The sequence below is a fragment of the Gracilimonas sp. genome (genome assembly GCF_031581265.1).
In the GTDB taxonomy this organism is placed as follows: domain Bacteria; phylum Bacteroidota; class Rhodothermia; order Balneolales; family Balneolaceae; genus Gracilimonas.
The window spans coordinates 21,245-42,199 of sequence record NZ_JAVLBQ010000021.1 but is presented as its reverse complement, the minus strand read 5'-3'; the positions used below and the strand labels follow the sequence as shown (position 1 = coordinate 42,199).

Here is a 20,955-nt window from a genome sequence, read left to right as displayed (position 1 = left end):
TTTTTGTATTTATTTGTTATATGCATAATGTATTAGAGCATCGCCCTTATTGACTACAGGACAATTATTTAATCCAATAACCATCCCGTCATAAGGAGCTATAACCCTTGAATTAAGTTCACCATACGGATCTTTAATAGACCCTAAAACTTGTCGTTTATTCAGTTCTTCACCAAGCTCAGCTTTGGGGATAAATAATCCTGCATTTTTAGTCCTTATCCACGTAGATTTATTAAATATTTTAGTATCGTTTGGTTCAGGAGCATCTTCAATCATACCGAGATGCTTCATTACCCGCTGGGTTCCATTTATTCCTTCCTCAATGCCTTCTTCGTCGTAACGGAGAGATTCTCCTGTTTCGTAAACCAGTATATCAACACCCTTTTTATTAGCTGCACTTCGGAATGATTTTGAAATTAAAGATGAATGCAACATTACAGGCGATCCCATTGCTATAGCAAGCTCTTTGGCAGTCTTAGCATTGAAAGAACACCTGATTTGGGGATAATTAGCACGGGCCGAACCTCCGGTATGGAAATCAATACCATAGTCAACCTGGGGTATAATTTGGTTCATTAGCGTATAAGCGAGCAATTTTGCCAATGAACCACCTTTTGCTCCGGGAAAGCTTCGATTTATATCTTTACCATCTGGAAGCCCACGCGAGTTCTGTATAAAACCATAAATATTTACAATAGGCAGAGCTATTACAGTACCTCTTGCAGGTATAACGATTTCTCGCTCAATCATTCTTCTTACAATCTCTACACCATTGACTTCATCACCATGTAAACCACCTGTTAATAATAATACCGGGCCGTCTTCTTTGGCTCGATATACCAAAACCGGTAAATCTATGACGGTATAAGTTGGCAATCGGGCGATATTCAAGTTTACGATTTTGTGTTCACCCAGCCCGATCTTTTGTTTGCTGATTGTAATTGTATCAGGCATTTTTCTTAGCTTTTTTCTTGCGAGATGGATTATTTTTACGCTCTTCTACTGCTTTTTCAATGAACCTTATAATGCTTGAAGCAATATCTTTTTGGATCGTTTTTTCGATTCCTTCTAATCCGGGTGATGAATTAACTTCCAAAATAAGCGGCCCCCGATCAGCTTGAAGCATATCTACTCCTGCAATTTGTAAATCCATAGCACGAGCCGCTGTTAAAGCAGCTTCCCTTTCTGCTTTCGAAAGTTTGATAAGTGTACCGGAACCACCTTGATGTAAATTAGAGCGAAATTCCCCCTCTTTACCCTGTCGTTTCATGGCTCCAACCACTTTTCCGTCAACTACAAAAGCTCTGATATCTGCACCTTTTGATTCGGATATAAATTCTTGAACAATCACACGGGCTTTCATTGCATGAAAAGCTTCAATAATGGATTCGGAAGCTTTCTTTGTAGGTCCGAGCACAACGCCATGCCCTTGAGTACTTTCCAATAATTTTACAATCAAAGGTGCCCCTCCTACTGATTCAATTAATTTGTTAACCTCCCTTGAATAGTTAGTAAATACGGTTTTAGGTAATCCAACCCCGGAACTGGCTAATAATTGAAGACTCCTTAACTTATCTCTTGAACGAACAAGTGCTTGGGAATGAACGGCACTAAATACCTCCATCATCTCGAATTGACGTACTACAGCTGCCCCATAAAAGGTCACTGAAGCTCCAATCCTTGGTATTATGGCGTCGAGGTAATCAATTTTTTTACTCTTGTAATACACCTTAGGATTATCTTGCTCAATAACGATATCACATTTTAAGTGATCAATAACCCCAACTTCGTGCCCATGTTCTTCAGCTGCCTCAAATAATCTGCTTGTTGAATACAGTGATGAATTTCTTGAAAGAATGGCAATTTTCATTAAGACTCCTTAGTCTTTATTTCGTTAGTAATGTATTTTTTTGTGACATCAGTTATGAAGGGGCCTTTACGTAAAAATTTTCGGCCAATAAGCAGTGGATACTTCATGCCGGATCGATTTGTGAGCGAAAACTCGATATCATATAAATTATTATAAAAACGTATTTTAGTCTGTACAAAGTAACGATATTCAGTTTCCCCATTGGAACTTTTGACTTCCCTCCGATCATGAATAGGCATCTCTATTTTTTGTTCATTATAAGCCTTATGGTCAGGGTCTAATAGATAGAAACTAACCCATTTCTCTCCATTTTTAGTAAATGGCTCTATATGATGACAATGCAAACTGGAGGTAAATGCTCCGGTGTCAATTTTAGCATCAAGACCAAAGAAATCCCATGTGGGTAAATCTACTTCCTCAACACGGCCAACAATTTTTTGCTTTTCTGTTTTCATATTCTTGTTAAAAATAACGGTTTAATTGGCTAATTACATTCTCTAATAAAATATATTTACTGTAATTTATGGGTTGAATCTCAAAATGTTTTACTAACTAAATATGGCTATGTATTCCAATAAATCAATTTACGTAATTCTCTTTCTTGGATTGATCTCTTCAGCTTGCAGTACTTCTCAAAATGTGACTACATCAGGTACAATCCCGCTAAATAAAACTACACAAGCTACCTTGTGGGTTCAGAATGCTGCAGAGTATAAAGCCCATGCTTTACAGGCTTATAATACGGCAGAACGAATGCTCCCACTGGCCATTGAGGATTCTTATTGGACTGCTTCCATCAATCAAGAAGAAAATCAAAATTTTAGTTCTCTCCCTCCCGCTGTCATATTGGATATTGATGAAACGGTTCTCGATAACTCTCCTTTTCAGGCAAGAATGATTAAACAAGGCAAGACTTTTAATGTTGAAGATTGGAATGCCTGGTGTAATCAAGCTGAAGCAGATGCTATTACGGGTGCGGTGGCATTTACTAATTATGCCAAAGAGCATGGGGTAACCATTTTTTATATAAGCAATCGGTCACATGAAGTAGAATATGCGACCCGTAAAAATTTAATTGAACAAGGATTTCCTGTTTCTGATGACATGGACAACATCATGACCAATGGTGAAGAACCCGAATGGAATTCATCAAAAATACAACGCAGGAACGTTATTGAAGAGAATTATCGTGTAATTATGAGTTTTGGAGATGATTTCAATGACTTTTTGCCGGCAAAAGAAATGACCCAACAAGAAAGATATAACCTACTATTGGAAAACGCTGACAAATTTGGGGAACGTTGGTTTGTTTTTCCCAATCCTGTATATGGTTCCTGGGAAGATGCTTTATTTGATTTTAATGATGACCTTACTGAAGAGGAACGAAACCGAATCCTTAATAATAGATTAAACACTAAGAATTAGATATATGAAGCCATTTCCAACACTTCATTTAGATACGAATATTTGTCGGAATAACATTCAGAAAATGAATGAAAAAGCTGATAGAAATTCTGTTGAATTCCGCCCGCATTTCAAAACACATCAATCAAAAAAGGTTGGACGAATGTTTAGGGATGTTGGGGTGAACTCGATCACAGTGTCTTCCATTAAAATGGCTGAGTATTTCATTGAAGATGGCTGGAAGGATGTAACGATAGCATTTCCCGCTAATATCTTAGCTATTGATTCTTATAATCAAATTGCTTCTAAATGTGATTTAAAAACACTTGTTATTTCCAAAGAGGTTGTGAAAAAATTGGATGCCGGCTTATCTGAATCTGTAGGACTTTACATAGAAATAGATCCTGATTATGGACGAAGTGGAATACCAGTGGGTGATTTTCAAAAAATCAGGGATGTATTGGATGCTATTTCAGCTGCGGAAAATATGTATACCGCCGGATTCTATTGTCATGCCGGTCATACCTACAAAGCCCGTTCAAGGAATGAAGTTCTTGATATTGCAGGTAAAACACTTAAAAAACTCACCCTGTTAAAAGAAGAGTTTCCTGACTTACCCATCTGTTATGGAGATACCCCTTCTTGCAGTGTGTTTGATGATTTTGGTCCGCTAGATCAAATCAGTCCAGGTAATTTTGTTTTCTATGACTGGATGCAGGTTGAAATCGGAGCCTGCTCCCCTAACGATATTGCTGTATCTATGGAGTGTCCTGTAATCGAGAAATTTGAAGAAAGACACCAGGTATTAATCCATGGAGGAGCCATTCACTTTTCAAAAGATTTTGTGGAAATCGATGGCACGGTTAGTTTTGGTGAGCCGAAACTTAAACATCTTTCAAAGGATACGTTTGTAAAGAGTGTATCTCAGGAACATGGACTTATTCAGTGCAGCCCACAAGTATTTGATGATATAACCATAGGTCAAACTATTGAGATATTTCCCATTCATTCATGCTTAACTGCCGATTTGATGAGAGAATACCATACAGAAAACGGTTCAGTTGCAGATCATATGAATGGAGTGTGAAGTATAAGTATATATATTAAGCTTCTGTTACCGCCGGCTGAGTCATTTTGATAACTTTACGAGTGGCATCAATTATAGCTTTTTGACCGACTGGTAAGGTGATGTTATTATCTTCATGGCTTATCATAGCCCCGTAAAATGCCGGAATATTTAATGGTTTTATATGATCATCAAAAACTTCTTTTAAACTAAGACTGTTATTTCCCGCATTACAATCAGTGCATTTTCCAAAAACAAATCCGGAGATCTCGTCCAAAATACCTGCAAGTTTAAGTTGGGTAAGCATGCGATCAACTCTATAAACACTCTCACCCACATCCTCCAAAAATAAAATTGCACCTTCAAAAGACGGCAGATAGTCAGATCCTATCATTGAAACTAATACGGACAGGTTCCCTCCCAATAATATTCCTTCCGTTTTACCTGATGAAATTATAAATCCATCTCCTTGTCCGTTCGGAATCTCAAAAGATGGAGTTTCACCATTCTCCAGCACAGATCGGAATGCCTTTTTAGTAAAGGAATTCCAGGTTGATTTCCCTACGGGACCGTGAAAAATAAGAAGGTCGCTTTTCTCATAAAAAGCCATATGGAGAGAAGTAATATCACTAAAACCACAAAATACTTTCGGATTTTCGTGAATAATTTCAAAATCAAGCAGAGGGAGAATTCGGTTACAGCCCCAGCCTCCCCTAATGCACATAATTCCATCTACTTCCGGGTCTTGGAACATATTATGCAGATCCTCGGCTCGCTGATGATCGGTTCCGGCCAAATATCCTCGCTGCTCTCTTACAAACTCCCCCAGCTTCAAGTTAAATCCTAAATTTTCCAGGTCGGCAAGCATTTTATCGAATACACTTTTTTCATAGATAGGGCTACCCGGAGCCACTAAACCTAAAGTATCGCCACTTTTGAGAGCATTAGGCTTAATTTTGTTGCTATAAGGCTTTGAAAGCTTAGAAAATTTATTTTCTTTAGCAAAGACTAACCCTGTTAAGGAAGCGAAAGTGGTTTTTTTGATAAAATCTTTACGGGAAAAGTCCATGTCATTTTTAAAATTTGTACCTAATAGTTACTTATATAATGACTCTTTTTCAATAATATGCTTTACATTCTCAGGAACCAGATCATCGATTGAGATACCATTTGAAACACATTCCCTGATTTGAGAAGACGAAATATCAAGTGGATCATGATCAACAAAATGTGTGCTTTGTAAGATCTTTTTTTCAACTCCTATATGCGTTACACCCGGACGACGGGCGACCATCAAATCACATTCTTTAAGTATTTGGTCATAATATTTCCAGGTGTGAAACTTAGATAAACTATCCTCTCCCATACAATAGTAGAATTCCCTGTTTGGGTTAATCTCCTTTAAGTATCGAATTGTTTGAACACTGAAGGATGGTTTGGGAAGTTCATTTTCAATAGTACTTATGGTTAGCTTTTTCATGCCCGCAAATGCTTCTTTGAGCATTTTTAAACGCAAATCATAGGAAGCGGCGATATTCTTTTGCTTATGAGGAGGATATGGAGTTAATAAAACCCATAATTCATCGATAAGACCGGATGTCAAAAAGGCTTTAGCAATCTCTGTGTGTCCGTTGTGAACCGGATCAAAAGTACCCCCAAATAATCCGACTCTAAGCGACATTAGCCCTGATCTGAATTTTCAGTTACAGACTCTGAAATATTATCAAGTTTTCGTTGGGCTTCATCATGTAAATCTTCTACTTCACTTCGGTATTCATTTTCTGGAAACAGCTGTAAAAATTTATCATACGCTTCAACTGCTTTACTATAGCGTTCTGCTTGCCTTTCCTGAACACTGTTATCAGCATATGTGATATACGTTTTAATTTGATCAACAAGTGCCCTGGCAGCCCATTCAGATTCAGGATAACTATTAATTGTACGATCTAAATAGATAGCTGCTGCTTCATATTGTTCCGTTCTTACATAAAATTGAGCAGCTTCATAAGACTTTCGTGCTAACTTATTTCGTAGTTCATCAATTTTTTCTGCGGCTTCTGTTACTAATTCTGAATCCGGATAGCGGTTATTAAATAATTGAAACCGTTCGACAGCTTCTCGTGTAGATGTCTGATCTAATTGATAACGAGGACTTTGATGGAAATAACATATCGCAGCTTTAAACTCAGCTTCCTGCCTTCTGTTATCCCTTGGATATAAACTTACATACCTGTCATATTCTGATGCTGCCAATAAATATCGCCGATTGTTGTAGTAACTTTCTGCAAGCAAAAATTGAGCCTCTTGCCCAATGTCGGTACCTCTTCCAATACGGGTAACGGTTTCAAATGCATTGGCTGCTTCGGTATAATCCTCTTCTTCATAGAAAGACAGTGCCTTTTCATAAGCAACTTCCAGAGAATCTCCCCTCTCTATTAAGCGGTCGTTTTGGCAAGCGGAAAAAACAAATAGAAAGCCAAGTATTATTAAAAGTTTGTTGTGCATTGAATAAATAGATTGTTGATTAGTGATCTCTGTTTCGTAAGAAGATAAGAAGTTTTTCAAGCTCTTTTTTATAATCTGAAGGGTTAAACTTTTCCAGTAAATCTAATGCTTTTTGGTAGTGCTGATCTACTTCCTCTGCGATATCATGTAAAACATCAAGTTCCTTCATTACAGAAATAACCTCATTAACATGATCGGGATCAGGGTCCTTAGCATTAAGTGTCGATTCTATTAATTTTGTTTGGTCTGCATTCGCTCGTTCTAACGCAAGAATGGTAAGATATGTTTTCTTTCCTTCAAAAATATCTCCACCGGGACGTTTACCGAATTTTTCGGGATCTGCGGTTGCATCAAGCAAATCATCTTGAATCTGGAATGCAAGCCCCATTTCATAACCTAAATTATGAAGTTGTTTTCTTTTATTGGGTGTAGCATGTGCAGCTATTGCACCTAATTCCAACGCGCAACTTAATAAAGCCGCTGTTTTACCGGCAATCATTTTAAGATATTCATCGTGGCTCACTTCTTTTCGGTCCACAAATTCCATATCCAGGGCCTGACCTTCACATACTGTTATTACTGCATCTGTAAATACACTGTGAATAGCAGAAAATTCTTCTTTTGAAAAATGATCTGATTGACCATAAAAGTTGAGTTTTTTATACGCATCGGCAAACATGGCATCACCCGAAAGAATAGCTATATTTTCATTCCATTTCTTATATACACTGGGCTTCCCTCGCCTGGTATCTGCACTATCCATAATGTCATCGTGTACCAAGGTGAAATTATGCAAAATCTCAACAGCCAAAGCGGCGGGCAGGGCTTCATCTACAGCTCCATCACAAAGGCCACATGCAATAAGAGTGAGCACCGGACGAATCCTTTTTCCACCTACTGAAATCGCATAAGAATATGGCTCATACAGGGTTTTAGGAGAACTCGGAAGATCATTAGCCGTTAAACCGGCTTCGATCTTTTGCACTAATTTTTGATGAAGATTTGTCTTAGTCAATGTTCTTTTTCGTAGATGAATGGCAAAGATACGAAAATTACGAACGGATTGAAGTTTTGTATGAAATCAAGAATAGTCAATTTGCTTAATATGAGAGTAGTTCAGCTCTGAAATTTTTGTACACCCGAGTAAGGTCAAGATAGACTTCATATCCTGCTCCCAACTTCTAAATAAAGCTTCTAAAGCTTCGTAACCACCGTTTTTAATGGCTTTTATAACGGGTTGTGCTGAAGCTGTAAAGTGAGCTCCCAAAGAAAGAGCCTTTGCAATATCAAAAGAAGACCTGATACCACCGGAGGCTATAATCTCAAAACTTCGTTCCCACTCCAGCTTGCTTAATGCTTCTATACACGCTACCGTTGGTATGCCCCAATCATCAAAATTATGATTAGCGGCAGTGTTAGAGCTTCGAAAATTTTCTACTTTTGCCCAACTTGTTCCCCCTGCTCCGGCAACGTCAATAACTTCAACCCCAACATTTAGTAACTTGCGTGCCGTATGTTCAGAAATTCCGGCTCCGGTTTCTTTTACAATAACGGGTAATTCTGTGTCTTTGACCAGCTTTGCAATTCCATCCGAAATACCTTTAAAATTTCGATCGCCTTCGGGCTGCATAAGTTCCTGAAGTGGATTGAGATGGACGATGATTGCATTTGCCTTAATAGAATCTACCATTAAGTTGATGGTTTTAACGTCAATTCCACCAATAAGTTGCGCCCCTCCAATATTGGAACAAATAAAGGCATTAGGTGCTTTTTCTCGTACAATTGAAAAAGTATCAATAAGAGATTCATCCTCTAACATTGCTCGCTGACTTCCTAAACCAAAAGGCAGGTTTTCAGCTTCACAAAATTCAGCAATAATTGCATTCACAGAACCGGCTTCAGCATATCCCCCGGTCATGGAAGAAATGAACAAAGGAAAGCTAAAAGTCTGCCCAAGAAATGTTGCTTCTGTTGAGACTTCTGAAAAATTAACTTCAGGAAGAGCATTATGGACAAAACGAAAGCGTTCAAAGCCGGTAGTTTGGTCGTATTGTGTACCCTCTGTGATGGTTAAGTCTACGTGGTCCTTTTTTCGGTCTCTGATGTCTGTCATACTGGTACGGAGCTACTATATTAATTAAACATAACTGCCTTTAATTTAAAACAAATTGGCCATTATAACTCATATCTTATTTGGCCATCAGCCTAACAAAGCTTTAACTTGTTTCGGTCAAAATAATATCAGCAGTTAACAAATAAGATAATAAAGTGTCCAAAGTCACAAAATTAACCACAAAGGAAATACTGGAAGAAAACCTTTCCCGTTCTGTTCCTGATAAGCTTAAAAGCCTTAAAGTGTTGGCTCATAATATCAGGAGTTTGCATAATGTTGGATCCATATTCCGCTCAGCAGATGCCTTTGGCATTTCTGAAGTGATATTATCAGGGTACACTGCCACCCCTCCCCGACCAGAAATTAATAAAACCGCTATTGGGGCTGAAGAATTTGTAGAATGGAAACAGTATGATCATGGAGTTGATGCTGTTCAAGAACTTAAAAAGGAAAGTTATTTTCTGGTAGGATTAGAACAAACCGATGACAGCACCGACTTACCTGAGTTCGATGTTATGGATAAAGAAAAAATATGCATTGTACTTGGAAATGAAGTCACAGGTATAGATGAAGACATATTACCACTCATTGACAAATTTGTGGCCATACCACAATTTGGGCATAAACACTCTCTTAATGTATCAGTGGCTGCCGGAGTTATACTATACGCTATGCTTGAAAAATTGTGGCCATCATGAAAGGACTTTATATTCATCCAACCTTCTATTTTATTTGATTAAGTTTTAGAGCGTATGAACAATCCAAAAGACCTGATAGAAAAAGCTGAAAAATTTCTACAGCAGCAAAGTGAAATCTACGGTGAGTTTTCTGTGGACTTTAAAAAACAGGCAGACCAAGGTTCTGATAAAGTTATTGATACAAGCTCTTCTGATAATGAAAATCAGAAAGTAAAAGAACCTTTAAGTAAGTATTCTACAGGCTCCGAAACAGACTTAGTTGAAAATACACCGAAACTGTCAATGAGTGAGAAAATAGCCGCTTGTTCCTCCCTTGATGAACTTAGGGCGTTATGCGAAGAAGCGGAAGAATTAAAAACGGACCTGGAGGGAACTAATCTTGTATTTGGAGTAGGTAATCCTAATGCAGATTTGATGATTGTTGGGGAGGCTCCGGGATTTAATGAGGATAAGCAAGGTGAGCCTTTTGTTGGGAAAGCAGGTCGATTGTTAGACCAAATAATGGACGCCATAGATTTTCAGAGAGATGAGATTTATATAGCCAACATTTTGAAGCACCGTCCTCCCAATAATAGAGATCCCAAACCGGAAGAGCGCGAACGCAGTCTGCCTTTTTTGCTACGACAAATAGAATTAATAGACCCAAAAATTATTTTATGTGTGGGAAGGGTTTCTGCAACTACTCTTTTAAACAAAGAAACTTCATTGAGCAAAATTCGTCAAAAATCTCATTCTTTTCACGGACGGGAACTGATGGCTACCTATCACCCCGCTGCTCTTCTTCGTAATCCAAAATGGAAACGGCCTACCTGGGAAGATGTTCAAAAACTGCGGAAGCGTTACGATGAACTGGGTGGGAAGTAGTTAATAATTGTTCAGCTTTGTTAAAACGTTTTTCAAACGCTCTTACCCCTTCTTTCCGGCAAGATATACTACATGCCATTTGATTTTAGTAACTCCTTTAGAGTTTCTTTTCCAATGATTAACTAACATACGAAACTGTTTATAGCTCAATGATTTATCCAATTTAGAAGTATGCGATCCGATTCTTTTAAGATGCCTGAAAAAATCAATTGGTTGTTCAAATTCCTGATATAGATCATTTTCATAATAGTCGATCTGCACATCGTTCATCGATAATTTTACGAGTACTTCTTCCACATCCGGCAGAGGATTTGCGGTATGAGGAAGTCCCAATTCAAGACAATATTCATACCAATTCGGAAAAGAGTGATTACCCGGGAATGATGTCAGGATAATACCACCGTGCTTAAGCTCTTCACTCAGATTCTGTAACCCGATAGAAGTATCTTTAAACCAATGTGCTACAAAATTACCTATAACCAGCCCATATTTTCTTTCCCCGGGCGTAAAGTCATTTACATCTAATATATCAAAATGAACATTATTTGTGAGTAGCTCACTTCGTTCAATATTCTTCTTACAAACTTCAAGCATTTGAGGAGATGCATCAGTTACGAAAATTTCTCTGTCCGGGAATTCTTGAATTAAAAGTTCCGTCAACATTCCCGTACCACAACCAAATTCCAAAATTGCTCCGGGAGGAATGGCCGCTTTCCACGGTTTAAGAGATGAAATCAGACCTTTAGCTACTTTAGGTTGAATTTCAGCATGCTTTTGATAATTCGGAGCTGCAGAACCAAAGTTGTTAATTATTCGATTGATGATACTTAATATTTAAGTGGAATTGATATCTATAGATTTGGCTCTTCTTTTTCGGGAGTCCATGTAGAATCTGACTGAAAGGTTCGACCCATGGCTCTGAACTGTCGTACAAAAGGGAGTTTTTTTCGAACACTTGGAGCAAATTGTGAATACTCAATCATAAATAATCGATCGGTATCAGGATCATAATAAGTGAAATTTACAAATGGTCCTGCCATTGCACCATTTACCATATGCCAGGTTCCCCTTGTCTCATATGCTAACAAGCGCCCTTTTTGAAAAGATTCAGTAATAACAGGTCTAAGATCTGGTCTGTTGAAATAAGTATTCACATACATATCATCTCTTGACCCTTTTATATAATGCTGACTTAAAGAATCCCTGGTTGTATTAATCCAATTATTATCTAAAAATGAAATATCTGGTACATCATTTTTCCACCAAATCCACATCCATCGATCGTTTTGCGGAAGAGCCCTGCGATAGGTTTGAAAATTGAGCGTATCAACATTCTTGATATAATCGTGCTGAAAACGAACTTTAAATCCATGATTTTTCCACAAAGAATCAGAATATTGGGTTTGCTCGTATTGTTCATACACAAAATACTCCCAGCGTTTTAGTTCCTTATCCAGCATATCACTTAGTAGTGAGCGTTCTGTATTCCGAATTTTTTGAGCTAATGCTGAATCAGAAGTTGATGTGAGTATTAATACATATTGGTCTCGGTACCATTGTTCTTCAACCGGAAAAGCAAAACTTTCATCTTCTCTAACCCGTTGTTCTAAATTTTCGTCGAGGAACCCTCTTATTTGACGTCCGGTATTAGATTCTTCTTCTATCGGAGCAGCAAATATAATGTTTTTATGTCTTTTGATTCTTTCAAGTTGACTTTGAGACGAGATTTGAGTGAAACTGAGATCGTAGTAAGGTTCAGCATTGGGAAGAGTGTTTACCCATTTGCCAAATACATCTCTGATGGCTTCAGCTGTTTCGCTGTCCCATTTTGTTGAGTCCATCACCACTAAGACTTCCCGGGTGTTTCCTTCAGCAAGAGGCCGAAAATCGCTTTCACAAGCAATAAAAAGAATGGAGAAACCTGAAAGTAATAAAGCTGTTAAAGTCAGTCGCATAGTATAAAATTAATTTCCATGTTTAAGTGAATGAACGAAGTCAAACAATTCAGATTGCCAGCCTTCATTCGGATAGTGTTGTTTGATGGTATCAATTAAGGCACTTCCAACAATAAATCCATCGGCATTTGATGCGATGTCCTTAGCGTCCTTATGGGTTTTAATTCCAAAGCCAACCATGACAGGATTTTTGGTGATATTTGTTCTAACCCGTTCGATAAAACGAGCAACTGATTTTGAAACTTCATCCCCATCCCGGGCTCCGGTTACTCCGGTCACCGACACACAATATACAAATCCCTGAGAGTTTTCATCAGCCAGTTTCATACGCTCCTCAGCTGTGTTTGGAGCTACAAGGTGAATGACATCAAGGTTTTGGGCAGCTGCTTGTTCTTTGATGATACCGTCCTCTTCCAACGGAATGTCTGGAATGATCAACCCATCAACGCCGAATTCTGAAGCTTTTTGGGTGAATTTTTTTACCCCATAACGAAGTACAGGGTTCATGTATCCCATTAAAATTATAGGGATTTCAGATTGCTTGCGGACTTCCTTAACCATCTCAAAGATTTTGTTCATAGTAATACCATTCTTTATGGCCACATCACTAGACTGCTGTATAGTGGGACCATCAGCCAACGGATCACTGAATGGCATCCCCAGCTCGATGAGGTCCGCCCCATTTTTCTCAAATCCTAAAATGAGATCCACAGTAGAATCTAAATCAGGATAACCTGCGGTGATGAATAAGCTCATCAGCTTTTCATCATCCTTTTTATTCTTAAATACGTTTTGAATTCGGTTCATTTATAAATTTTCAAAATTAGTGTCAAAAATGTACACTCCAACGCAGAGCGTGTGGAGCGAGGTGGTTATTTCTTCTGTGACAAAATAATACTAAAACAACCTGGTGACGATGCTCTGCGTCGTCACTAATATAAATTTTAATCAGCGGTTATCCGCTCAATTATCTTTTTCGCGTATATATTCTGAAATGGTGCCCATATCCTTATCTCCTCTTCCAGAAAGATTTATGATTATGATCTCATCTTCAGAAGTCTTGGGCATCAACCTTTCCAGCCATGCAAAAGCATGTGCGGTTTCCAAAGCTGGAATGATACCTTCTGTTTCTGAAAGTAATTTAACGGCATCCATAGCCTCTTCATCTGTAACGGCATGATATTGAACTCTGCCTAAATCTTTTAAATGTGCATGTTCAGGACCAACTCCGGGATAATCAAGACCTGCACTTATCGAATGAGCCAACTCGATTTGTCCTTCCTCACTTTGAAGTAAATAACTAAGAGATCCATGTAAAATTCCGGGTGTTCCTTTACTCATAGTGGCTGCTGTTTTTCCTGAATCCACCCCAAATCCGGCAGCTTCAATCCCAATGATTTTAACCGTTTCATCATCAATAAATGGGTAGAAAAAACCAATGGCATTTGAACCGCCACCTACACAAGCAAGCAAATAATCTGGATTTCGACCTTCGTAATGCTGGATTTGCTCTTTCGCTTCATTCCCAATCACCTCATGAAAATGTCGCACCATCATGGGATATGGATGTGGTCCCACAACAGAACCAATGATATAGAATGTAGTATCTACATTGGTCACCCAGTCTCGAATAGCTTCATTGGTAGCGTCTTTAAGTGTCTTCGATCCACTGGTTACACTTCGGACTTCAGCTCCCATCAAACGCATGCGATCTACATTGAGTTTCTGGCGAACCATATCCTCTTCGCCCATATAAACAATACACTCGAGTCCAAATTTGGCGCATGCAGTAGCAGTTGCCACGCCATGCTGACCTGCACCTGTTTCCGCAATGATGCGCTTATTACCCATTCTGCGAGCCAATAAGACTTGTCCTATCGCATTGTTAATCTTATGCGCTCCGGTATGGCATAGATCTTCACGCTTCAAGTATATCTTGGCTTTCCCATAGTATTCGGTAAGCCTATTTGCATAAGTCAGTTTGGTTGGCCGTCCTACATACTCATCCAGCAAATCAGCTAATTCTTCATTGAATGCAGGATCGTTCTTGGCTCTTTTGAATTCCTCTTCTAATTCTTGAATAGCGGGAATCAAAATTTCAGGTACGAATTTCCCTCCAAATTGGCCGTAATAGCCTCGTTCATCCGGGAAGTTGTAAGTTGATGTCTTTGTTGTTGTATTCATAATAATTTTGTCATGGAATGCGGAAGACGCTGATTAAGTGAATGGTCGCAAAAGAGAATAAAATCATTCCTCAAATCTGTGGAAATCCGTTCAATCCGCGTCATCCGTGTTCCATTATTTAGTTTCTAAAGTTCTGATCTTATCCATAAAGGCTTCGATTTTGGAAAAATCTTTCAACCCGGGTTTTTGTTCCAGACTGCTGGAAACATCTACTGCATAGGGTTGAACCGTTTCTATAGCTTCCATGATGTTTTCGGCATTCAATCCTCCGGAAAGGAAAAACGGAATATCGATATCCAGATCGGTGATTATGGACCAATCAAAACTCGTACCTGTTCCGCCCCATAATCCGTCTATTTTGGTATCAAATAGCAGGAAGTCGGCGACATCAGCATACTGCTCGATCTGATGTTTCAACAAATAATCAACCGATTCTTCTTCAATGTGAATGACTTTTATAACTGGTTTATCAACCAATTCGCAATATTCGGGAGATTCATCTCCATGCAGCTGAACATAATCAAGTCCGCTTTGTTTTGCGATGCTGTTCAAGTCATCAACAGCTTCATTTACAAATACGCCTACTTTTTCCGGTCCTTCAATCCAATTGATGATAGCACCGGCTTCTGCGGGTTCAATATATCGGGGTGATTGTTTGTAAAAGATAAAACCAAGGTAATCGACCAGTTCTCCGGCTGCAAAACGAGCATCCTCCAAGTTGGTGATTCCGCATATTTTGATCTTCGTTCTTTCTGTATTCTTAGTCATAAATTTAAATTACATCTGAATGGAACGCGGTCAACACGGATGTCAGCAGATATTATAAAAAACTGCGACTATCCGCACAATCAGCGTCATCAACGTTCTATTCCTTTGTTTAATAAACGCTCAAATTCTTCTTCGGCATCTTCCAACAGATCTTTCACTGCCTGTCCGGGATCTTCTTGTCGCATAAAATGTTCTCCGATCAAGGCAGAATGAATGCCTTCTTTCTTCAACAGTGCCAGGTCTTGTCCTTTTGATAATCCACTTTCAGAAACCAGAATTGTTCCTTCTGGGGCCTGCTGCAGAATAGAAGTCCCACGGTGGACATCCACTTCAAATTTCTTAAGATCTCGATTATTCACTCCCAGAATGTCAGTCATTCCAAAATCGAGTCGGTCAAAATCATTCTGGCTGTAGCATTCAACCAAAGCATCTAATCCAAATTCTTTGGCGGCATGCTGCAATTCTGCTAGCTGATTTCCTTCAGTGATTGCTACGATAATCAATACTGCATCGGCACCATAAGCCCTTGCTTCCTTTATCTGATAGGGATCTATAATGAAATCTTTTCGAAGTAAAGGCAACTGTACTCGTTTTGAGATGGCTTCCAGGAACTTCAAGTCACCTTTGAAAAACGGCTCATCTGTAAGTACAGAAATGGCGGAAGCACCTCCCTCCTCGTATCTTAAAGCAATATCAACCGGGTCAAAATCCGGACGGATGATTCCCTTGGATGGGGAAGCCTTTTTAACTTCTGCAATAATGGAAACCAATTCATTTCCACTCAGGGCACTTTTGAAAGAAATTCGTTCTTTCTCAAATCCTTCAAAGGAATTGAAATCTGCCAATGAAACTTTACGTTTTCTCTTCGCAAGGTCTTCAATCGTTTGATCTGTTATTTTTTCTAAAATATTGCTCATTAGTATTTGAAAGTCCCCATCGCATCGTTGGTTGCATCTACGAAATCGTTAAACAATTTCCGGGCTTTGTCTGATTTCAGAGCTTCCTCTGCCAACTCCTTTCCTTCTTCCAAAGTCTCTACTTTTCCGGATGCCTGAATAGCAAATGAAGCGTTTAACAAAGCAATATTTTGTTGTGCTTCGGTAGCTTTATTAGCCATAATATTAGTTAGAAATTCTGCATTTATTTCCTTTCCTCCACCCATTAGTTCATCCATGGTAACTTTCTGGAAGCCAATAGATTCCGGGTCGAACATAATTGAAGTAGAAACTAATCTATCCTTTAATTCAAAGATCTCTGTTTGGGAAGTTAAACTAACTTCATCCAGTCCATCATGGGCATTAAAAGTATAGGCAAAATCGGTTCCTAAATTTGCCAGAATATGAACCATCTTCTCAGCTACCTCCTTACTGTAGGCTCCAATTACATAGCGCTGTACACCGGCAGGATTAACCATAGGGCCAAGTATATTGAAGAAAGTCCGAAATCCTATTTCACGTCGAGACGGCATTACATACTTCATGGCCGGATGAAACATTGGTGCAAACATAAAAGCCATACCAACTTCATTAAAAACCTGTTCCACTTGTTCTTTTCCAAGCTCGATTGAAGCTCCCAAATGTTCCAAAACATCCGCACTGCCGCACTTACTTGAGGCACTTCTATTTCCATGTTTTATAACCGGAACACCGGCTGCAGCCGTTATAAAGGAAGCTGCTGTGGAAATATTAAAAGTGCCGGACTGATCACCACCTGTTCCAACCAGATCGATGGCCTCTGAAACATCCACATTTACATTTACAGCTTTGGAGCGCATCACTTTTACAAAAGCAGTGAGTTCTTCCACGGTTTCGCCTTTTAACCGCATGGCAGTTAAAAATGCCGCGATTTTAGGCTCGGAGACCTCCCCCGACATGATCAGGTTCATGGCCGTTTCCGCCTCAATTTCGGTTAGGTCTTCAGAAAACGAGAGTTTATTCAGAATACTTTTAAAATCCATTATTGTCGTAACCAGTTTTGAATGATTTTGGGTCCTTCGGTAGTAAGAATGCTTTCGGGGTGAAATTGAATCCCTTGAATGGGGAATTCTTTATGACGTACTCCTTGAATCACTCCATCATCAGAATGGGCGGTGATTTGAAGTACATCTGGAATTGTGTCAGGATCTAAAACTAAAGAATGATATCGGGTTGCGGTGAAGTCTTTCTCCACACCGGAAAATATAAATTGTTCATCATGTGATACTTTTGAAACTTTGCCGTGCATAAGTTTAGGAGCATGGATAACTTTTGCCCCAAATACTTCTCCTATTGCTTGATAACCCAGACATACTCCCAATACCGGAGTCTCTTTTCCAAGTTCCCTGATGATCTCTTCGGTGATACCCGCTTCATGGGGTCGGCCCGGACCAGGAGAAATAAGGATCTTGTCGGGCTTCAACTCACGAACTTCATCCAGCGTCATTGCATCGTTTCGGATTACTTTGTAATCGTCCGTCTCCGCAGCAACTAAATGCACGAGATTGTAAGTGAATGAATCGTAGTTGTCTATTATCAGTATCAATTGGTTAATGGTGTTTTGGTTATTGGGGTGATGGTCATTTGTTTTGGGAAATCGCCACTATTCACGATTAACCCATAACTAATAACCAAACTAAAAATGCCGCACGATGCCGGTTACCTCACGGATTGGTTCCATGACTTCTTCAGCCCGTTTTCGGGCTTTCTTTCCGCCTTCGCGGAGGACATCATGGACGTAATCCAGATCTTTCACCAGTTCCTTGCGTCGCTCACGGGCTTCACCAAAGTAATCTTCTATCATGCCTAAGAGTTCCTTTTTGGCATGACCGTAGCCATATCCCCCGGCCTGGTACTTTTCTGCGATCTCAATCTGAGTTTCCTTATCCGCAAAAAGCTTAATCAGTGCAAAAACATTATCGGCTTCTGGATCTTTGGGGTCTTCGAGTGCCGTTGAATCAGTCTGAATAGACATCACACGTTTTTTCAACGCTTTTCCTTCCTCAAAAATATTAATGGTGTTGTCGTAACTCTTACTCATTTTGCGTCCATCGATACCCGGTACTACCGCCACTGATTTCACAATGTGTTCTTCGGGGATTTTGAGGAATTCTCCGTCGTACGCAAAGTTAAATTTTCCGGCAAGATCGCGTGTGATCTCAATATTCTGTTTCTGATCCTCTCCTACGGGTACAATATCAGAATGATAGATCAGGATATCGGCAGCTTGAAGAATTGGATATGTGAACAGACCGATGTTTGGACTAAGCCCGGCGGCGATTTTGTCTTTGTAGGAAACACCCTTTTCCATGAGCGAAACCGGGGTAAGTGTCCCAAGTATCCAGGCGAGCTCAGTAACTTGGGGGACATCCGATTGTGCGAAGAAGGTGGCTTTTTTAGGATCTAAACCTAATGCCAAATAATCTAAGGTTACATCAATGGTATTTTGTCTTAGCTGCTCGCCATCATTCAAAGAAGTAAGAGAATGATAATTGGCGATAAAGAAAAAAGCATCTCCCTCCTTTTGCATGGCTATATGTTGACGTATAGCGCCAAAATAATTTCCAATGTGCAATTTACCGGAAGGCTGAATGCCAGAAAGTATCGTTTTTGATTTACTCATTGATCTGTTTTATCAAGTCTTTTGTTAATTAAATTTCTAAATAAGCAGCCTTGCATGTCCACAAGTCCTGCGAGCGTTGTGGGTACAAGTTTACCAAGTCGAATTCCGAATGCTGCGAGGTCTTGTGGACGCTCGCAGGTTCTCTAATTTCCTAAATTTTGTGTTCCCTGTAGTTAAATTCATTGTATATCCAAGGCTACGCTGAGTGCCTGAATGAGGGCTCCTGCCTTGTTTTGGGTTTCTTCGAATTCTTTTGTGGGATCACTGTCGGCCACAATTCCGGCACCGGCCTGAATATAAGCTTTATTCCCGGTCACGACCATTGTCCGAATAGCTATACAGGTATCCATATTTCCTGAAAAATCGAAGTAACCAACTGCTCCGGCGTAAATGCCACGTTTTGTTTTTTCCAATTCATCAATAATTTCCATTGCCCTGATCTTGGGAGCACCGCTTACGGTTCCTGCCGGAAAACACTGCATGAGCGCATCTACGGACGTCTGTTCTTCCTGAAGTTCACCAATCACATCACTTACAATATGCATCACGTGCGAATAGCGCTCTATCACCTGATTTCGTTCCATTTTTACCGTACCTGGTTTACACACTCGGGAAAGATCATTTCTACCCAGATCTACCAGCATAATGTGTTCGGCAACTTCTTTGGGATCGTTCTTAAGATCTTCTTCCAAAGCCAAATCTTCCTCATGCGTTTTTCCACGGGGACGTGTTCCGGCGATCGGCAACACCCGAGTTTCTCCCTCCTGCACCCGCACGAGTACTTCTGGAGATGAACCGACAAGCTGAAAATCCTCAAAATCCAGATAAAACAAATATGGAGATGGGTTTACCATTCGCAGCGCGCGGTACAGCATAAAGGGATCGCCGCTCATATCAGCTTCAAATCGTTGAGAAAGTACAACCTGGAAGATGTCACCTTCATAGATATAGTCCTTTCCTTTTTCAACGATCTTTTCAAAATATTCCTGCTCCATATTACTGGAAAGCGATTTAGTATCGATACTGAAGGGACGGTTTTGGTAATTGGAGTCTAAGGCTGCTGCCTCCATTTCATCCAAACTACGCTGTGCTTTCTTGTAAGCGAGGTCCAGATTATCCTCTTTTTCCACAAAAACAGTTTTGATCAGTACCACCTGATGCTTGACATGATCGAAGGCAAAAATTTCATCGTAAAAAGCCCAGATAGCTTCCGGGAGGTTCAGGTTATCTTCTGGTACATTGGGGAGGTCTTCAACAAGTCTAAAGGTATCATATGCTGAAAACCCTACGGCTCCACCTTTCAATCGTGGAAGTTCAGGTAAAGTAGGTTCTGAATAAGCGGTCGTCAGTTCTCGGAGTTTATCAAAGTAGGATGTTTCAACTTTTTCAGGTTCACCATTCTGGGAAAGAGTCGTTTCTTTTCCATCGAACTTAAGAATTTGATAGGGGTTCCTCCCAATAAACGAATACCGTGCTAACTGCTCTCCTCCCTCCACGGATTCTAATAAAAATGGATACTTCGCTCCTTCTCGTATATTCATAAAGAGAGAAACAGGCGTAAGTACATCAGCCAGTAACCTCCGGTACACCGTAATGGCTGTGTATTCTTCACTAAGTTTTAAAAACTGATCTTTGTTCATTCTATCTTAATCATTCGTTCCAACGCAGAGCGTGTGGAACGAGGTCCTAATTCATATTTATTCTATGATCATATGTTCTGGTTCCGATCGCTCTGAGTCGGAACCAATGTTGCCATCACCACAAATAAAAAAACCCACCATTCGGAGAACAGTGGGTTTTGTTTAATTTCTTATCTCAATTGCTCAATTACATAGCAGTCCCACTGTTATTTTCTATAACAGGCCACCACCAAGTATGTAATTCAGCTATTCGATTTTTCATAACGCAATGAATATAAAAGGCTCAACAAG

22 protein-coding genes are annotated in these 20,955 nt (G+C 39.6%); 4 read left to right on the top strand and 18 right to left on the bottom strand.

Features of this window, described 5'->3' with window-relative positions:
• Positions 1-9: 9 nt before the first annotated feature.
• The 3 genes from RI561_RS08825 to RI561_RS08815 are packed head-to-tail and all read right to left on the bottom strand — an operon-like array spanning position 10 to position 2,325.
• On the bottom strand, positions 10-954 hold the full coding sequence (locus tag RI561_RS08825) for a succinylglutamate desuccinylase/aspartoacylase family protein (protein ID WP_395079869.1): 945 nt from the start codon (positions 952-954) through the stop codon (positions 10-12).
• Entirely contained in the window at positions 947-1,870 is a 924-nt protein-coding gene (gene rimK, locus RI561_RS08820; protein ID WP_395079868.1) for a 30S ribosomal protein S6--L-glutamate ligase, read from the bottom strand. Before rimK ends, RI561_RS08825 begins: the two co-directional genes overlap by 8 nt.
• Positions 1,870-2,325: an ATP-dependent zinc protease gene (locus tag RI561_RS08815; RefSeq protein ID WP_395079867.1), complete on the bottom strand. Its 456-nt coding sequence runs from the start codon at positions 2,323-2,325 to the stop codon at positions 1,870-1,872. Before RI561_RS08815 ends, rimK begins: the two co-directional genes overlap by 1 nt.
• Before the next feature lie 109 nt (positions 2,326-2,434).
• Here RI561_RS08815 and RI561_RS08810 point away from each other — a divergent pair, with 109 nt between their 5' ends.
• Both RI561_RS08810 and RI561_RS08805 read left to right on the top strand, forming a co-directional pair.
• Positions 2,435-3,295 (top strand): 5'-nucleotidase, lipoprotein e(P4) family, encoded by an 861-nt coding sequence (locus RI561_RS08810; protein WP_395079866.1) that lies wholly within the window; start codon positions 2,435-2,437, stop codon positions 3,293-3,295.
• 4 nt (positions 3,296-3,299) lie between these two features.
• Positions 3,300-4,361 carry an alanine racemase gene (locus RI561_RS08805; protein ID WP_395079865.1) on the top strand — a complete coding sequence of 354 codons (1,062 nt, stop codon included), beginning with the start codon at positions 3,300-3,302 and terminating at the stop codon, positions 4,359-4,361.
• A gap of 16 nt (positions 4,362-4,377) precedes the next feature.
• Here the strand turns inward: RI561_RS08805 and RI561_RS08800 are convergent, their stop codons facing one another.
• From RI561_RS08800 to fni, 5 genes are all read right to left on the bottom strand, one after another.
• Complete coding sequence (locus RI561_RS08800) at positions 4,378-5,409, bottom strand: LD-carboxypeptidase (RefSeq protein WP_395079864.1); 1,032 nt, start codon at positions 5,407-5,409, stop codon at positions 4,378-4,380.
• 27 nt (positions 5,410-5,436) lie between these two features.
• Positions 5,437-6,021, bottom strand: coding sequence for a nicotinate (nicotinamide) nucleotide adenylyltransferase (nadD, locus tag RI561_RS08795; protein WP_395079863.1), 585 nt, complete (start codon positions 6,019-6,021; stop codon positions 5,437-5,439).
• A complete protein-coding gene (locus RI561_RS08790) occupies positions 6,021-6,845 on the bottom strand; it encodes an outer membrane protein assembly factor BamD (protein ID WP_395079862.1) in 825 nt (274 codons plus the stop codon). Before RI561_RS08790 ends, nadD begins: the two co-directional genes overlap by 1 nt.
• Before the next feature lie 19 nt (positions 6,846-6,864).
• Entirely contained in the window at positions 6,865-7,860 is a 996-nt protein-coding gene (locus RI561_RS08785; RefSeq protein ID WP_395079861.1) for a polyprenyl synthetase family protein, read from the bottom strand.
• A 66-nt stretch (positions 7,861-7,926) separates the two neighbouring features.
• Entirely contained in the window at positions 7,927-8,958 is a 1,032-nt protein-coding gene (gene fni, locus RI561_RS08780; protein WP_395079860.1) for a type 2 isopentenyl-diphosphate Delta-isomerase, read from the bottom strand.
• Positions 8,959-9,113: 155 nt separating this feature from the next.
• Between fni and RI561_RS08775 the strand changes: the two genes are divergently transcribed.
• Positions 9,114-9,656 carry an RNA methyltransferase gene (locus RI561_RS08775; protein ID WP_395079859.1) on the top strand — a complete coding sequence of 181 codons (543 nt, stop codon included), beginning with the start codon at positions 9,114-9,116 and terminating at the stop codon, positions 9,654-9,656.
• Between the two features lie 54 nt (positions 9,657-9,710).
• On the top strand, positions 9,711-10,520 hold the full coding sequence (locus tag RI561_RS08770) for a uracil-DNA glycosylase family protein (protein WP_395079858.1): 810 nt from the start codon (positions 9,711-9,713) through the stop codon (positions 10,518-10,520).
• A gap of 42 nt (positions 10,521-10,562) precedes the next feature.
• Here the strand turns inward: RI561_RS08770 and RI561_RS08765 are convergent, their stop codons facing one another.
• The 10 genes from RI561_RS08765 to trpE all read right to left on the bottom strand — a co-directional run bounded on the left by RI561_RS08765 (position 10,563) and on the right by trpE (position 20,664).
• Positions 10,563-11,282 carry a methyltransferase gene (locus RI561_RS08765; protein WP_395079882.1) on the bottom strand — a complete coding sequence of 240 codons (720 nt, stop codon included), beginning with the start codon at positions 11,280-11,282 and terminating at the stop codon, positions 10,563-10,565.
• A gap of 89 nt (positions 11,283-11,371) precedes the next feature.
• Positions 11,372-12,475: a DUF4837 family protein gene (locus RI561_RS08760; RefSeq protein WP_395079857.1), complete on the bottom strand. Its 1,104-nt coding sequence runs from the start codon at positions 12,473-12,475 to the stop codon at positions 11,372-11,374.
• Positions 12,476-12,484: 9 nt separating this feature from the next.
• Entirely contained in the window at positions 12,485-13,282 is a 798-nt protein-coding gene (trpA, locus tag RI561_RS08755; RefSeq protein ID WP_395079856.1) for a tryptophan synthase subunit alpha, read from the bottom strand.
• A gap of 156 nt (positions 13,283-13,438) precedes the next feature.
• Complete coding sequence (gene trpB / locus RI561_RS08750; RefSeq protein WP_395079855.1) at positions 13,439-14,659, bottom strand: tryptophan synthase subunit beta; 1,221 nt, start codon at positions 14,657-14,659, stop codon at positions 13,439-13,441.
• Positions 14,660-14,773: 114 nt separating this feature from the next.
• On the bottom strand, positions 14,774-15,427 hold the full coding sequence (locus RI561_RS08745) for a phosphoribosylanthranilate isomerase (RefSeq protein WP_395079854.1): 654 nt from the start codon (positions 15,425-15,427) through the stop codon (positions 14,774-14,776).
• An 89-nt stretch (positions 15,428-15,516) separates the two neighbouring features.
• Positions 15,517-16,344, bottom strand: coding sequence for an indole-3-glycerol phosphate synthase TrpC (gene trpC, locus RI561_RS08740; protein ID WP_395079853.1), 828 nt, complete (start codon positions 16,342-16,344; stop codon positions 15,517-15,519).
• A complete protein-coding gene (gene trpD, locus RI561_RS08735; RefSeq protein ID WP_395079852.1) occupies positions 16,344-17,384 on the bottom strand; it encodes an anthranilate phosphoribosyltransferase in 1,041 nt (346 codons plus the stop codon). The genes trpC and trpD overlap by 1 nt, the downstream gene beginning before the upstream one ends.
• Complete coding sequence (locus tag RI561_RS08730; protein ID WP_395079851.1) at positions 17,384-17,947, bottom strand: anthranilate synthase component II; 564 nt, start codon at positions 17,945-17,947, stop codon at positions 17,384-17,386. Before RI561_RS08730 ends, trpD begins: the two co-directional genes overlap by 1 nt.
• A gap of 90 nt (positions 17,948-18,037) precedes the next feature.
• Entirely contained in the window at positions 18,038-19,024 is a 987-nt protein-coding gene (gene trpS, locus RI561_RS08725) for a tryptophan--tRNA ligase (RefSeq protein ID WP_395079850.1), read from the bottom strand.
• Positions 19,025-19,203: 179 nt separating this feature from the next.
• Positions 19,204-20,664 (bottom strand): anthranilate synthase component I, encoded by a 1,461-nt coding sequence (gene trpE / locus RI561_RS08720; RefSeq protein WP_395079849.1) that lies wholly within the window; start codon positions 20,662-20,664, stop codon positions 19,204-19,206.
• Positions 20,665-20,955 lie beyond the last annotated feature (291 nt).

Excerpts from the sequence above, each read along its gene's own strand:
- RI561_RS08825 (WP_395079869.1), bottom strand. The coding sequence starts at position 954 with ATGCCTGATACAATTACAATCAGCAAACAAAAGATCGGGCTGGGTGAA.
- rimK (WP_395079868.1), bottom strand. The coding sequence starts at position 1,870 with ATGAAAATTGCCATTCTTTCAAGAAATTCATCACTGTATTCAACAAGC.
- RI561_RS08815 (WP_395079867.1), bottom strand. The coding sequence starts at position 2,325 with ATGAAAACAGAAAAGCAAAAAATTGTTGGCCGTGTTGAGGAAGTAGAT.
- RI561_RS08810 (WP_395079866.1), top strand. The coding sequence starts at position 2,435 with ATGTATTCCAATAAATCAATTTACGTAATTCTCTTTCTTGGATTGATC.
- RI561_RS08805 (WP_395079865.1), top strand. The coding sequence starts at position 3,300 with ATGAAGCCATTTCCAACACTTCATTTAGATACGAATATTTGTCGGAAT.
- RI561_RS08800 (WP_395079864.1), bottom strand. The coding sequence starts at position 5,409 with ATGGACTTTTCCCGTAAAGATTTTATCAAAAAAACCACTTTCGCTTCC.
- nadD (WP_395079863.1), bottom strand. The coding sequence starts at position 6,021 with ATGTCGCTTAGAGTCGGATTATTTGGGGGTACTTTTGATCCGGTTCAC.
- RI561_RS08790 (WP_395079862.1), bottom strand. The coding sequence starts at position 6,845 with ATGCACAACAAACTTTTAATAATACTTGGCTTTCTATTTGTTTTTTCC.
- fni (WP_395079860.1), bottom strand. The coding sequence starts at position 8,958 with ATGACAGACATCAGAGACCGAAAAAAGGACCACGTAGACTTAACCATC.
- RI561_RS08770 (WP_395079858.1), top strand. The coding sequence starts at position 9,711 with ATGAACAATCCAAAAGACCTGATAGAAAAAGCTGAAAAATTTCTACAG.
- RI561_RS08760 (WP_395079857.1), bottom strand. The coding sequence starts at position 12,475 with ATGCGACTGACTTTAACAGCTTTATTACTTTCAGGTTTCTCCATTCTT.
- trpA (WP_395079856.1), bottom strand. The coding sequence starts at position 13,282 with ATGAACCGAATTCAAAACGTATTTAAGAATAAAAAGGATGATGAAAAG.
- trpB (WP_395079855.1), bottom strand. The coding sequence starts at position 14,659 with ATGAATACAACAACAAAGACATCAACTTACAACTTCCCGGATGAACGA.
- RI561_RS08745 (WP_395079854.1), bottom strand. The coding sequence starts at position 15,427 with ATGACTAAGAATACAGAAAGAACGAAGATCAAAATATGCGGAATCACC.
- trpC (WP_395079853.1), bottom strand. The coding sequence starts at position 16,344 with ATGAGCAATATTTTAGAAAAAATAACAGATCAAACGATTGAAGACCTT.
- trpD (WP_395079852.1), bottom strand. The coding sequence starts at position 17,384 with ATGGATTTTAAAAGTATTCTGAATAAACTCTCGTTTTCTGAAGACCTA.
- trpS (WP_395079850.1), bottom strand. The coding sequence starts at position 19,024 with ATGAGTAAATCAAAAACGATACTTTCTGGCATTCAGCCTTCCGGTAAA.
- trpE (WP_395079849.1), bottom strand. The coding sequence starts at position 20,664 with ATGAACAAAGATCAGTTTTTAAAACTTAGTGAAGAATACACAGCCATT.